At 62.6% G+C, this 13,442-nt stretch carries 13 protein-coding genes; all 13 read left to right on the forward strand.

The window, feature by feature from the left end; genetic code table 11:
- Nucleotides 1-94 precede the first annotated feature (94 nt).
- The 13 genes from rplJ to KVY23_RS03145 all read left to right on the forward strand — a co-directional run bounded on the left by rplJ (nucleotide 95) and on the right by KVY23_RS03145 (nucleotide 13,328).
- A complete protein-coding gene (gene rplJ, locus KVY23_RS03085; protein ID WP_206509364.1) occupies nucleotides 95-646 on the forward strand; it encodes a 50S ribosomal protein L10 in 552 nt (183 codons plus the stop codon).
- 79 nt (nucleotides 647-725) lie between these two features.
- Nucleotides 726-1,112 (forward strand): 50S ribosomal protein L7/L12, encoded by a 387-nt coding sequence (rplL, locus tag KVY23_RS03090; RefSeq protein ID WP_206509365.1) that lies wholly within the window; start codon nucleotides 726-728, stop codon nucleotides 1,110-1,112.
- 314 nt (nucleotides 1,113-1,426) lie between these two features.
- Entirely contained in the window at nucleotides 1,427-2,644 is a 1,218-nt protein-coding gene (locus tag KVY23_RS03095; RefSeq protein WP_230555244.1) for an ABC transporter ATP-binding protein, read from the forward strand.
- A gap of 5 nt (nucleotides 2,645-2,649) precedes the next feature.
- A complete protein-coding gene (locus tag KVY23_RS03100; protein ID WP_230555245.1) occupies nucleotides 2,650-3,444 on the forward strand; it encodes an ABC transporter permease in 795 nt (264 codons plus the stop codon).
- Between the two features lie 5 nt (nucleotides 3,445-3,449).
- Nucleotides 3,450-4,310: an ABC transporter permease gene (locus tag KVY23_RS03105; RefSeq protein ID WP_230555246.1), complete on the forward strand. Its 861-nt coding sequence runs from the start codon at nucleotides 3,450-3,452 to the stop codon at nucleotides 4,308-4,310.
- Nucleotides 4,307-5,671 carry an MCE family protein gene (locus tag KVY23_RS03110; protein WP_230555247.1) on the forward strand — a complete coding sequence of 455 codons (1,365 nt, stop codon included), beginning with the start codon at nucleotides 4,307-4,309 and terminating at the stop codon, nucleotides 5,669-5,671. Before KVY23_RS03105 ends, KVY23_RS03110 begins: the two co-directional genes overlap by 4 nt.
- Nucleotides 5,668-6,735: an MCE family protein gene (locus KVY23_RS03115; RefSeq protein ID WP_206509370.1), complete on the forward strand. Its 1,068-nt coding sequence runs from the start codon at nucleotides 5,668-5,670 to the stop codon at nucleotides 6,733-6,735. The genes KVY23_RS03110 and KVY23_RS03115 overlap by 4 nt, the downstream gene beginning before the upstream one ends.
- Nucleotides 6,732-7,745 carry an MCE family protein gene (locus KVY23_RS03120; RefSeq protein WP_206509371.1) on the forward strand — a complete coding sequence of 338 codons (1,014 nt, stop codon included), beginning with the start codon at nucleotides 6,732-6,734 and terminating at the stop codon, nucleotides 7,743-7,745. Before KVY23_RS03115 ends, KVY23_RS03120 begins: the two co-directional genes overlap by 4 nt.
- Entirely contained in the window at nucleotides 7,745-9,043 is a 1,299-nt protein-coding gene (locus tag KVY23_RS03125) for an MCE family protein (protein ID WP_075837616.1), read from the forward strand. The genes KVY23_RS03120 and KVY23_RS03125 overlap by 1 nt, the downstream gene beginning before the upstream one ends.
- A 98-nt stretch (nucleotides 9,044-9,141) precedes the next feature.
- On the forward strand, nucleotides 9,142-10,407 hold the full coding sequence (locus KVY23_RS03130; protein WP_075837651.1) for an MCE family protein: 1,266 nt from the start codon (nucleotides 9,142-9,144) through the stop codon (nucleotides 10,405-10,407).
- Nucleotides 10,404-11,651 carry an MlaD family protein gene (locus KVY23_RS03135; protein WP_230555248.1) on the forward strand — a complete coding sequence of 416 codons (1,248 nt, stop codon included), beginning with the start codon at nucleotides 10,404-10,406 and terminating at the stop codon, nucleotides 11,649-11,651. The genes KVY23_RS03130 and KVY23_RS03135 overlap by 4 nt, the downstream gene beginning before the upstream one ends.
- Nucleotides 11,652-11,783: 132 nt before the next feature.
- The gene (locus KVY23_RS03140) at nucleotides 11,784-12,518 is read left to right on the forward strand and encodes a hypothetical protein (RefSeq protein WP_230555249.1); all 735 of its coding nucleotides are present in this window, start codon (nucleotides 11,784-11,786) and stop codon (nucleotides 12,516-12,518) included.
- Nucleotides 12,519-12,596: 78 nt separating this feature from the next.
- Complete coding sequence (locus KVY23_RS03145; RefSeq protein ID WP_230555250.1) at nucleotides 12,597-13,328, forward strand: hypothetical protein; 732 nt, start codon at nucleotides 12,597-12,599, stop codon at nucleotides 13,326-13,328.
- Nucleotides 13,329-13,442: the final 114 nt, after the last annotated feature.

A 13,442-nucleotide genomic window follows, 5' to 3' on the forward strand; every position in this document is an offset into this window, starting at 1 on the left:
CTCGTTCACGCCCCGTGTGCTTCTGCACCGGGGCGTTCGTCGTTTCTCCGGCCCTATCGCGACCGACACGACTACATACGAGAGGAGGCGAAGTATGGCAAAGCCCGAAAAGGTTTCGGCAGTTTCCGAGATCACCGAGCAGTTCAAGGGTTCGACGGCTGCTGTCGTCACGGAATACCGCGGACTGTCGGTATCCGGCCTGACACAGCTGCGGCGTGCGCTCGGCGAGAGTGCCACGTACTCCGTCGCCAAGAACACCCTGGTCAAGCGCGCTGCTGCCGACGCCGGCATCACCGGCTTGGATGAGTTGTTCGTCGGACCGACCGCAATTGCCTTCATCAAGGGCGAGCCGGTCGACGCAGCGAAGGCCATCAAGGCGTTCGCCAAGGACAACAAGGCCTTGGTCGTCAAGGGCGGCTACATGGACGGCGTCACGCTGTCCGTGGACGAGATCAACAAGATCGCCGATCTCGAGTCCCGCGAAATCCTGTTGGCCAAGCTCGCAGGTGCCATGAAGGGCAACCTGTCCAAGGCTGCAGGCTTGTTCAATGCTCCCGCATCGCAGGTTGCACGTTTGGCCGCAGCGTTGGCAGAGAAGAAGGCCAGCGAAGCACCGGCAGAAGCAGAAGCTCCCGCCGAAAGCTGATCCGCACACAGCGACAGCTCCACACCCGAACCTGTGTCGCGGATCAGCGACTCGGTACATATAGGAAGGACCCGCCACCATGGCGAAGCTCAGCACCGAAGAATTGCTCGACCAGTTCAAGGAGCTCACCCTCCTCGAGCTCAGCGAGTTCGTGAAGGCATTCGAGGAGACCTTCGAGGTCACCGCAGCCGCTCCCGTCGCAGTTGCAGCAGCCGGCGCAGCCGGTGCTCCGGCTGAGGCCGCCGAAGAGCAGGACGAGTTCGACGTCGTCCTCGAGTCGGCCGGCGACAAGAAGATCCAGGTCATCAAGGTCGTCCGTGAGGTCGTCTCCGGACTGGGTCTGAAGGAAGCCAAGGACCTCGTCGAGAGCGCTCCGAAGGCCATCCTGGAGAAGGTCGCCAAGGACGCAGCCGAGGCTGCCAAGGAGAAGCTGGAAGCAGCCGGCGCGAAGATCACCGTCAAGTAGTCATTGCCGGAGCTCGTACGAAGGGCCATCCCCGACAAGGGGGTGGCCCTTCGTCTTTGTCTGTTCTGTGTTCTTTCCCTGTCTCTGTCGATCGAACTGTGCGACGACACAAACATCGCGAATTGGAATTGTTCACAAATCGGGCGAGTCTTGAGCGTGTCGCGGTGAGATGAGCCACACTGTTCCGGGGATCGAAGCCCGACTCGGAGAAGTTCTTACCGGGCAGTAAGCTCCAGTGTCGGTGGGGACACTCACGTGCGATAGAGTGACCCAACCCACATCCGGGTCGATGTGTACGAACTGTGGAGGTCAGAGTGGGAGTCGAGGTTTCGGTCGAGGGATTGACCAAGTCTTTCGGTGTACAGAAGATTTGGCAGGACGTTTCCTTGACGCTGCCGTCCGGTGAGGTCAGCGCGTTGCTGGGACCGTCGGGCACGGGAAAGTCTGTGTTTCTCAAGTCGCTGATCGGACTGTTGCGGCCCGAGCAGGGCAAGATCTTCGTCGACGGAACCGACATCCTGCAGTGCTCGTCACGCGATCTGTACGAGATCCGCAAGCTGTTCGGAGTGCTGTTCCAGGACGGTGCGTTGTTCGGTTCCATGAATCTCTACGACAACGTCGCGTTCCCACTTCGCGAGCACACCAAGAAGTCCGAGTCGGACATCCGCAAGATTGTCATGGAGAAGCTCGAACTGACCGGTCTGATCGGTGCTGAGGAAAAGCTGCCCGGCGAGATCTCCGGCGGTATGCGCAAGCGCGCAGGACTGGCGCGCGCGTTGGTGCTCGATCCCGAGATCATCCTCGTCGACGAGCCCGACTCGGGACTCGATCCCGTTCGCACCACCTACATCTCGCAGACGCTGATCGACATCAACGCCGAAATCGATGCGACCATTCTCATCGTCTCGCACAACATCAACCTCGCCCGAACGGTTCCGGACAACATCGGAATGCTGTTCCGGCGTCAACTGGTGATGTTCGGTCCGCGTGAAGTTCTGCTCACCAGCGACGAGCCGGTTGTCAAGCAGTTCCTGAACGGCACGATGATCGGGCCGATCGGCATGTCGGAGGAGAAGGACGAGGCGCAGATGGCGCAAGAGCAGGCGATGGTCGATGCCGGGCACCACGCCGGTGGTGTCGAAGACGTCGAAGGCATCGTTCCCCAGATGAAGGCAACGCCCGGCACGCCGGTGCGTCAGGCGGTCGGACGTCGGCAGGAAAGAGTGCGCCAGATCATGCACACGTTGCCGCACAGCGCGCAGGTAGCCATTCAGGAGAGCCTCGACAGCACCGACCCGGGGCAGCCGACTCCCGCCTACAGCGAAGCGGGCAGCCACTCGTACGAGGCCGCGGGCTACGAGAACGCGGCACCTGACAACACCGGCTACGACAACACGGGCTACGACAACTCGGGATACGACGAGGCGGGTTACGCGAGTTCGGGATACGACCAGACCGGTTACGACAATTCGGGGTACGAAGCCGGACACCGCGATCAGGGCCAGGGCCCTGCGCAAGGGCGGGGACAGTAAGGATTATGGGGGGTTCCAAGAAATCAGCTCTCGCTCCGGCGGGCGCCGCACTGACGCAAGCCGGAAACATCGTCGAACTGTTCATGGACGTCGTGCGAGCCACGTTCAGGCGACCGTTCCAGTTTCGTGAGTTCATCGAGCAGGCCTGGTTCATCGCCAGCGTCACCATCCTCCCGACGGCTCTCGTGGCCATTCCGTTCGGTGCAGTGGTGTCGCTACAGACCGGTTCGCTGATCAAGCAGCTCGGCGCGGAATCGTTCACTGGCGCGGCCAGCGTGCTCGCCGTCATCCAGCAGGGCAGTCCCATCGTGACGGCGCTCCTTATCGCAGGAGCTGCTGGATCCGCTGTGACTGCCGATCTGGGCTCACGCACCATCCGCGAGGAAATCGACGCCATGCGGGTGCTGGGCATCGATCCGGTGCACCGGCTCGTCGTGCCCCGAGTGCTGGCGATGATTCTCGTTGCGGTGCTCCTCAACGGACTCGTCTCAGTTGTCGGCATCACCGGTGGCTACTTCTTCAACGTCATCCTCCAGGGCGGAACACCCGGCGCCTACCTCGCGTCGTTCTCCGCACTGGCGCAGCTGCCGGACCTGTACGTAGCGGAGCTCAAGGCCGCAATCTTCGGTGTCATCGCCGGAATCATCGCCTGCTACAAGGGGCTCAACCCCAACCCCGGGCCCAAGGGCGTCGGCGAGGCAGTGAATCAGACGGTGGTCATCACCTTCCTGCTGCTGTTCTTCGCGAATCTCATTCTCACCCTGGTGTACCTCCAGGTCGTGCCCGCGAGAGGAAGCTGACCGCAATGACCATCGCCAAAGGTCGTGGCGACCGTACTCTCCTGCGCGCAAAACGCGTTGCGAGCGCGCCACTGAACATTCTCGACAGCGCCGGCGAACAGATGTCGTTCTACGTGCGCGCCATCGGCTGGGTCCCGCGCACCCTGGTCCATTACAAGAAGGAAGTTCTGCGACTGCTCGCTGAGGTCACCTTCGGCACGGGCGCACTGGCCATCATCGGTGGCACCATTGGCGTGATCGTGATGATGTCCGGTGCCACCGGTGTGGTCGTCGGTCTGCAGGGCTACGCCGCACTCGAACAGCTCGGTAGCTCGGTGCTCACCGGCTTCCTGTCCGCGTACATCAATACCCGAGAGATCGCGCCCATCGTCGCCGGTCTGGCGCTGTCGGCGACCGTAGGCGCAGGGTTCACCGCCCAACTCGGCGCCATGCGAATTTCGGAGGAAATCGACGCACTCGAGGTGATGGCTGTCCCAAGTGTGCCGTTCCTGGTCACCACGCGCATGATCGCCGGCTTCGTCGCTGTCATCCCGCTGTACATTGTGGGCCTGTTGGCTTCGTATATAGCCTCGCGAGGAATCAGTACGATCTTCAATGGTCAATCGGGTGGCTCATACGATCACTACTTCAATCTGTTCCTGCCCCCCGAGGACGTTATTTACTCGTTCTTGAAGGTGCTGATCTTTGCCTTCGTTCTCATCATGATTCACTGCTACTACGGGTTTCACGCGTCGGGCGGACCCGCGGGCGTGGGCGTGGCAGTGGGTCGCGCCGTGCGAACTGCCATCGTCACGATTGCGGTTCTGGACTTCTTCCTCAGTCTCGCGATCTGGGGAACCACCACCACAGTCAGGGTTGCGGGATGATCGACTCGACGTCGCGTTTGCGACGACTGCTACTGGGCCTTGCGTTCTTTTTGGTCTTGATCCTCTTTCTGGGTTGGTCGATCACCAGTTACAACAAGACGTTCAAAGAGGTGGTCAGTGTGGATCTGATCACCGATTCGGTGGGTAATGCGTTGCCGCTGAACGCCGATGTGAAGGTTCGCGGTCTGATCGTGGGCGAGGTTCGCTCGACCTCGGCGGTCGACGGTGTGGTGACCGCGCGGATGGCGATCGATCCGGACAAGGCGGAGATGATTCCGTCCAACACCACCGCCCGGTTGCTGCCGAAGACTCTGTTCGGTGAGCGATACGTGGCATTGATGGTGCCGGAGAACTCCACTGCGTCGCCGGTCGTCGACGGCACCGTGCTGCGGCAGGATGTCAGTGGCAATGCGATCGAGGTCGGTCAGTTGCTGGACAATCTGTTGCCGTTGCTCGAAGCGATTCCGCCGCAGGATCTGGCGAGCACGCTCGGCGCGCTCTCTCAGGGTCTCGATGGTCGTGGCGCGGAGTTGGGGTTGACGATCGATCGGCTCGAGAACATCTTCGCCGGCTTGAACACCGAGTTGCCGAACATTCAGCAGGGGTTGCGCGGTCTCGCGGACTTCTCGCAGACGTACGCCGATGCGGGGCCGCAGTTGATCGATGCGTTGGACAATCTGTCGGTCACGGGCAACACCTTCGTGGAGCAGCGTCCGGCGGTCGATACGTTGATCGGCTCGCTCACGGCGACGAGTGCGTCGACGGCGGACTTCTTGGAGGCCAACGCGGACAACCTGATTCGAATCTCGGCCGATTCCCGTGAGGCGCTCGAGCTGCTGGCACAGTATTCGCCGTCGTTCGGGTGCACGTTCTCGCAGTTCGTCCCCATCGTCGAACGCGCTCAGACGGTCATCGGTGTCGGCGACGAATACCGAGGCATCAACGTACACATACCGGTGGTCAACCCCAAGGGCCGTTACCTGCCCAACCAGGACGAGCCGAGGCTCTTCGACGATCGTGGACCGCGTTGCTACACACCGGCCGACACCGAGGCGGGGGAGTTCTTCCCGCAGTACCCGGGAGGCTCGCCCAACGACGGCTCCTACCAGGTTCCCTCGCGCAACCCCGGTCCGCAGGACATCCCTGAGCTTCCGGCGCCGCAGTACTCAGCAATTCCCGGGTCACTGGTGGGTGCGCCCGGTGGCGCGGCCCCGGCGAGCTACGAGGGCTCGGACTTCGAACGTGACACGCTGGCCGTGATCTACGGCCAGGCAACTGGAACATCTCCGACAGAGGTTCCGTCGTGGGTGACATCGGCGGGAGCGCCGGCGCTTAGAGGGGTGGAGGTGACAATCAAATGAGGGGACTTCTTGCGCCGCTCGTCAAACTGGTCGTGTTCGCAGTGGTGACCATTCTCGCCACGGCAATGTTGGCGTTCTCGATCGCCAACATCAGCGGAGGCGGCGGAAACAACTACAGTGCGATCTTCAGTGACGTCACGCTCCTGCAGAAGGGCGACGAGGTGCGCATTGCCGGCGTCCGCGTTGGAGATGTGAAGTCGATCGAAATCGTCAACGAGCGCGAAGCGAAGGTCGAGTTCTCGGTAGACGGCCGCGACTGGCTGCCGTCGACGGTGACCGCGAACCTGCGGTTCCGCAACCTTGTCGGTCAGCGTTACATCGACATCGAGCAGGGTGCCGGGGATCAGGGCGGCAAGCTCAACCCCGGCGACACGATCCCGCTGTCGCAGACCAACCCGGCGGTCAACCTCACCACTTTGTTCAATGGCTTCCGGCCGTTGTTCCAGATGCTGAGCGCCGACGATGTCAACAAGCTCTCCTACCAGATCATCCAGGTCTTCCAGGGGCAGTCAGGCACCATTTCCGAACTCGTGCGCAGTACATCCAGTCTCACCAACACGGTGGCGGACAAGGACGCCGTGATCGGGGCGGTCATCACCAATCTGAACACGGTGCTGGACACGGTCAACCAGAACGACGACCAATTGGATTCGCTCATCGTCAACACTCAGCAACTGGTCTCGGGCTTGTCCGCTGATCGTGATGTCGTCGGCTCGGCGGTCACCTCGCTCGCCGGACTCACCGACGCCACCGCAGGTCTGCTCGAGCCCACTCGGCCGTCGATCCAAGGTTCGGTCGCGGCCCTGAATACGCTGGCCACGACACTCAACGCGCGAGAGGACGACCTCACGAAGGTAGTCCAGACCTTGCCGAAGAAGCTCGACAAGCTGATTCGTACCGCACAGCAGGGTTCGTGGTTCACGTTCTACCTCTGCGGGCTCGACATCAAGGCCGGTCCGGGCACGTCACCGAATCTCAATCTTCCGACGGGGCTCCCGACTGTGAATCAGCCGCTGTACACGAACTCGGCGGAGCGTTGCAAAGCTGGGGGGATCCAAGAATGAACAAGCGTAGCCCGATGGTGGCAGGCGCCTTGGGAATCATGATCGTGTTGCTCGCGACGATGGCAGTGTTCTCGTTGGAGCGGCTCCCGATTCTGGGAGCTGCATCGAACTACACAGCGCACTTCCAGGAAGCTGCGGGCCTCGAACCCGGCAACGAAGTGCGTATCGCCGGAGTCAAAGTCGGCGTCGTCGATTCGGTCGAGCTCGATGGCGACAAGGTCGACGTCGCCTTTCGCGTGAAGGATGCCTGGGTTGGCAACAACTCGTCGGCGTCGATCCAGATCAAGACGCTTCTCGGCCAGAAGTATCTGGCCATCGAGCCGCGCGGCGACGAAGTGCTCCGTCCCAAGGATCCGATCCCACTCGAGCGCACCACCTCGCCGTACGACGTGATCGACGCGTTCAGTGATGCCGCCTCGACCATCACCGATATCGACACCGATCAGTTGGCGTCGAGCTTCGAGACGCTCTCGCAGGCGTTCTCGGAAACACCCGCAGATATTCGCGCGTCGCTGGATGGGGTGAGCAGGTTGTCACAGACCATCGCGAGCCGCGACACCGAGCTGCAGCAGCTGTTCGAGGCCACCGGCGCGACCTCGCGCGTCCTCGCGGACCGGAACCAGGAGTTCAATCGCCTCATCGCCGACGCAGGTCCGCTGTTGGAGGAACTCAACAATCGTCAGCAGTCGATATCGCAGCTGCTGACAGGTGTGCAGCGGTTGTCTCAGCAATTGACCGGTCTGGTTCGTGACAACGAAGAGCAGATCACGCCGATGCTGCAGCAGCTCAACGGTGTGATCGACATTCTCAACGAGAACAACGACGCCCTCGTGCGCGGCATCGAACTCTATGCGCCGTTCGTCCGCCTGTACGCAAACGTCGTCGGAAACGGGCGTTGGCTCGACATCACGCTGGCCAACCTGGCGCCTCCTGGCCTGCCGCTGATTCCGGGGTACCGCGAGCCGGCTCAGGACCTGCGCAATCCCGTGCAAGATGTGGGAGCCAACTGATGAGTGACAACCAACTGACGACCGACAGCGGAGACAACGTGAAGAAGACGGGCGGCTCGCGCGCCGTCATCGCAGGTGTCGTGGTGGCTGCGCTCATCGTCGCCGGCGGTCTCTGGTGGCTGTTCAACCGTGCCGGAACAACCGAGATCACCGCCTACTTCGACAAGTCGGTCGGTATCTACGAAGGCTCGAACGTGCGTGTGCTCGGCGTGCAGGTCGGTTCGGTCACCTCGGTGGTCCCGCAGGGCGATCAGGTCGAGGTCAAACTTCGGGTCGATCGGGGCATCGACATCCCAGCCGATGCTAAGGCCGTGCAGATAACGCCGTCCCTGGTGTCCGATCGATACGTTCAGCTCGCCCCCGCCTACTCCGGTGGCGACACGATGGCCGATGGTGCGGTGATCCCACGGGAACGCACCGCGACCCCCGTCGAGGTGGATCAGATCTACGCAAGCATCGACGAGTTGTCCATGGCGCTCGGGCCGGACGGCGCGAACGCGAACGGTGCGCTGACCGATCTGGTCAACACCGGGGCGGCGAATCTCGAGGGCAACGGCGCGGCTTTGGGAGAGACGATCACGCAGCTCTCCGATGCCTCGCGCACGCTCAGCGATTCTCGCGGGGATCTGTTCGACACCGTCAAGAACCTGCAGGTTTTCGTCTCGGCTCTCGCGGCCAACGATCAGCAGGTACGCCAGTTCAACAACCAGCTAAGCAATCTCACGAGCTTCCTCAACGGTGAGCGCGACGATCTCGGGGTAGCGCTGAATCAGCTGTCGATATCGCTGGGCGATGTCGCAAAGTTCGTGGCTGACAACCGGGATCAGTTGGTGCAGGCGGCCGACGGACTGGTTCAACCGACTCAGACGCTCGCCGACGGCAGAGAGAATCTGGTCGAGACACTGACGATTCTTCCGCTCGCCATCAGCAACCTGGTCAACTCGTACGACGCCGAATCCGGCACGCTCGCGACCCGCGCGAACCTGCAGGACGAGACCCAGGATCCGCTCGGCATCGTGTGTCGCCTGATCGATCTCGGCAAGCTGGTCCCGGGTGATCCGCGATTCGAACAACTCGGCGCGCAGATTCAGCCCGTCATCGATCGCTGCAACGAGTTCGCGACGTTGGTTCAGGGGCCGGTACGGGAGTCGAATCTGGTCCTTCCGTTCGGCGTTCTCACCAACGAGACACAACAGGGCAATGTCGTGCCGGGGACCGTTCCTGGTGTTGTCTCGGAGCGGCTGGCCGAGAACAACAACATGCCTGGTCTGCAAGAATCGATTGGAGGGGGACAGTGAACCCGCTGAGGACACCGTCGTTCTGGGGATCTTCCTCGGGTGCATCGTCACCGAGTGAACGGTCATCGCGTGCAGCACGGCAGGTCAAGCGTCCGCTCGTGGCGATCGTCGGTGCGTCCCTGGTGACGTTGTCCGTCGCCTCGTGCTCGCAGGGCATCTACGCCATCCCGCTTCCCGGTGGTGCCGACCTCGGCGACAACCCGATGCGCCTGACCATTCAGTTCGAGGACGTGTTGGACCTGGTGCCTCAGTCGACGGTCAAGGTCGACGGAGTTGAGGTCGGGCGGGTCGATTCGATCTCCGTCGCGGACAACGAGTGGACGGCGAATGTCGGTGTGATCATCAACGATTCGGTCGATCTGCCCGCCAACGCAATCGCGGGGATCGAGCAGACGAACATTCTCGGTGAGAAGTTCGTTCAGCTGACCGTTCCCGCTGGCGACGCTGATCCGGAGAAGCTCACCGACGGTGACACGATTCCGCTGGCTCGCACATCGGCCACCACCAATATCGAGCAGGTTCTCGGTGCGTTGTCGCTGCTGCTCAACGGCGGCGGCGTGGGTCAGTTGGCTCCCATCGTCAAGGAGCTCAACGCAGCCTTCGACGGTCGCGAGGGTACGACGCGTCAGCTGCTCGAGGAAGCCAACACGTTGATCACCGGGCTCGAGCAGCAGCGTGAGGACATCACGCGGGCTCTCGACGGTCTCGACGTGCTGACCACCCAGGTCAGTGCACAGACAGACAAGATCGATCGCGTCCTCCAGGATCTCCCCATCGCGACCGAGGTGCTCGAGCAGCAGCGGCCGCAGCTGACCGCCATGCTCGGCCAGCTCGACCGACTCGGTGCAGTGGGAACCGATGTCATCAACCAGTCCCGGGACGACTTGATCGCGGACCTTCGCGCTCTGCGGCCCACGCTGCAGGCGCTTGCGGCTTCGGGCGACGACATCGTCACCTCGTTGCCACTGGTTCTGACGCTGCCGTTCCCGGATGGCGTCGAAAAGGTCATTCAGGGCAACTCCGCGAACCTGTACCTTTCGCTCGATCTGTCGATCGGAACCGCGTTGCGCAACTTCGGTGTGGGCGAGGGCGATCCGGTCTACATCCAGCCGAAGTTCGGGCCCCGTATTCCGTTGGTAGATCCGGCGAACCCCTACTACAACGGCAACGGGCCACGCCCGGGGTGGCCGACCATTTCGCTGCTGCCCCTCCCGCCGATCATTCCGGCCCCGACGCCTGCGCCCGGCGTCCCTGTGGCCCCTGGGACGGAGCCGGACAATGAGCTGGTCGATGCGGCAGCCGCCCCACCGACGCCGTTCGCGCCACTGAACGATCTGATCGAACAACTCGGAGGTGGGCTGTGAGATCGCGGCTGGTCAAATTTCAGCTCATCGCGTTCGTATTGGTCGCCGTCTTCGGCATCCTGTACGTCGGCGGCAAGTATGTCCGCATCGACAATCTGCTCGGTTTCGGCCAGTACGCCGTCGACGTCCGGTTTGCCGATTCCGGTGGCATCTTCACCAATGCTGAGGTCACCTATCGGGGCGTTCCAGTGGGAACGGTCGGGCCGCTGTCGCTGACCCAGGACGGCGTGAACGTCCGGCTCATGCTCAACGACGGGGGGCCGGACATTCCGGCCTCGGCGCTGGCTGTCGTCGCCAACAGATCGGCGATCGGTGAGCAATATGTCGATCTGCGGCCACCGAGTGATGCCGGGCCCTATCTGGAAGAGGGTTCGGTCATCGCGACCGAGGACACCGAGACTCCGGTCCCGATCGAGGAAGTGCTCGCCAGCACCGATCAGCTCGTCAGCTCGGTCCCCTTGGAGAGCTTGACGACGGTGGTGCAGGAATTGGGAGCGGCCTTCGACGGCAAGGGCGAGGACCTTCAGGTTCTCGTCGATTCGCTCGGGACTTTGAGCGAAACGGCTGACGAGGCACTTCCGGAGACGCTGGCGTTGATCCGCGACAGCCGAACGGTGTTGGACACGCAGTCCGAGCAGTCGTCGGCGATCAGGCAGTTCAGTACCGATCTGAACGCGGTGACCGCGCAGCTGCGCAGCAACGATCCGGACATCAGGCGCCTGATAAACACCGGCACCGCTGCCAGCGATCAGATCGGAGCTCTCATCGCTGAGGCCGGTCCGTCGTTGACCACGGATCTGACCAATATCAATGCGCTGACCTCGTTGGCGGCCCCGAAGACGCTCGCGCTCAAGCCGCTGCTGATCTTCTTGCCCGCCCTCTCGGCCGGTGCAGGCACACTTGTTCCCGGTGACGGCACCATCCATCAGGGCCTGTTGCTGGAGACGAACAACCCGCCGCCATGCACGATCGGATACGAGGGCTCGCAGGCGATTCTCGACGAGGAGAAGGCCAAGAACCCCAATTTCGATCTCACCGAGGAGAACTACCCGCTGAACCTCGAGGCGAACTGCACGACCCCGCAGGGCAGCGTGACGGGTGTTCGTAGCGCGAACCGCATCGTGTTCGCCGACCCGGACGTCCCGCAGCCGTGGGACGACATCCCCAAGGTCGATCCGGACAAGCTGAACCTGAACCCGATCGCGTCGCAGCTCGCTCCGTTGATCGGAGTGACCCCGAAGTAGTCGGTCGAGGTACGTCGATGGCGGCGGTACTGTCGGAAAACGGCAGGCCCGCCGCCATTTTCGTCATCGGGTGGTGTCAGCGGTCGCATCCGCGGGATCGAGTACGTGTTACCGGAGGGTAAGGTTGGTTGTGTGATGTCAAACACCGAGGTCCGAGATTCGACTGCGTCGGGCTCCGGGCCGGAGAACACCGGGCCGAAGAACAAGGCAAAGCCAGTATTGATCGCGGCGTCCATCGTGGCGGTGCTCGCGTTGGCCGCGAGTGTGTGGTTCGGCATCGGCTGGAAGGATGCGATCGACGATCGTCAGATGGCGCAGACGCGGGATTCGGCTCTGACGGGAGCACAGCAAGCTGTTCTGAACATGACGACGCTGGACTCGGCGAATCTCGACGAATCGTTCGACACGATTCTGACGTCCGTGACGGGCGAGGAGATGAACCAGTTCATCGAGGACATGCGCACCTCGTTCACCGAGGATCAACGCGACCTGTCGGCCAAGACGACGTCAGAACTGTTGACCGGCGCCCTCACCGAGCTCTCCGCAGACGACGGCACTGCCGAAGCTGTGGTCGTAGTGGCAACCACCACGACGCGTGACGGCTTGGATCCGTCTCGTCAGAGACTGGTCATGGAGGTCGGCATGCAGGACGTCGACGGGACATGGAAGGCATCGCGGGCGGCGCCCGTCGGCAACCCGGTTCCGCTCAACCCGACGGCCGACCCGAACGCGGTAGACCCGAATGCGGTCGATCCGAACGCGGTCGACCCGAACGCGGTCGATCCGGAGGCCGGTTCCGATTCGCCGCCACCGGCTGACGCCACCGAGCCCGAGGTTTCCGAGCCCGAGACTCCCGCCGGTCCGTAAGCATCTTCCTTATCGGAGTCCGTCGGGTCTTGCATCAGAGTTTTTCGCAGTAGACGTAATCGAGGAGTTGTCCTTCCAGTGCCACCACAGCGTCGCAAAATCGTTCCCCCCACCACCACGAGCAAGGCGCGGAAGAAGGTTGCGGGCTCGGGACGCAAGCCCGAGGCCACGCAGGCCCCGGACGCCGTCGAGACTCCGGACCTCACGAAGTCCGAGCCGGCCCGGGACACCGCCGCCGACACGGCCGCCGCCGCCGACACCAAAGCCGTGTCCGGCCCGGCCACTTCTGAGCCGACCGCTTCTGAGTCGGCCACTTCGGGGCGGACGAACTGGGTGCCGGCGATTGTCGTCGGCGCGGTCGCTGTCGTCCTGGTGGCGTTCGCTGCGGTGGCTGCGGTGAAGCCGGGCACCGAGGTCGACAACATGGCGTGGGTCGATCAGGGTGCGTCCTCGGAGGTGACGAGGGCGGCGTCGAAGGGTTTGACGGCTCTGTATCGCTACAACTGGGAGACCATCGACGAGGACCTGGAGTCGGCTCGTGCATTCATGGGCCCGGATCTGCAGGAGGAGACCAATCAGTTCCTCGACGCGATCAAGTCGGGCGCTGAGCAGACGCAGACGGCCACCGAGGTCGACGTGATGGATATCGGTCTGGTCAGGCTGGAGTCCGATCGGGCCGAGCTGCTCGCGAACATGAACGTCAGCTCCACCCGCGCCGGGGTGGCGTACGACAGTGTCATGTTCCCGATCGTGGTCAACATGGAGACCCTCGACGGTCGATGGGTCGTCTCGGCAACCGAGCTGAAGTAGTCCTGTCGGTCGACGCTCGAAGCGGGCTGAAAGTCCGAAATTGTCGATGTCGACGTGAGCCCCGAATCTTTTGCGTCCGGAACGAAGCACGAGGGGAATTACGATCGCGCATGC

Source organism: Rhodococcus sp. I2R, from assembly GCF_020889545.1.
In the GTDB taxonomy this organism is placed as follows: domain Bacteria; phylum Actinomycetota; class Actinomycetes; order Mycobacteriales; family Mycobacteriaceae; genus Rhodococcoides.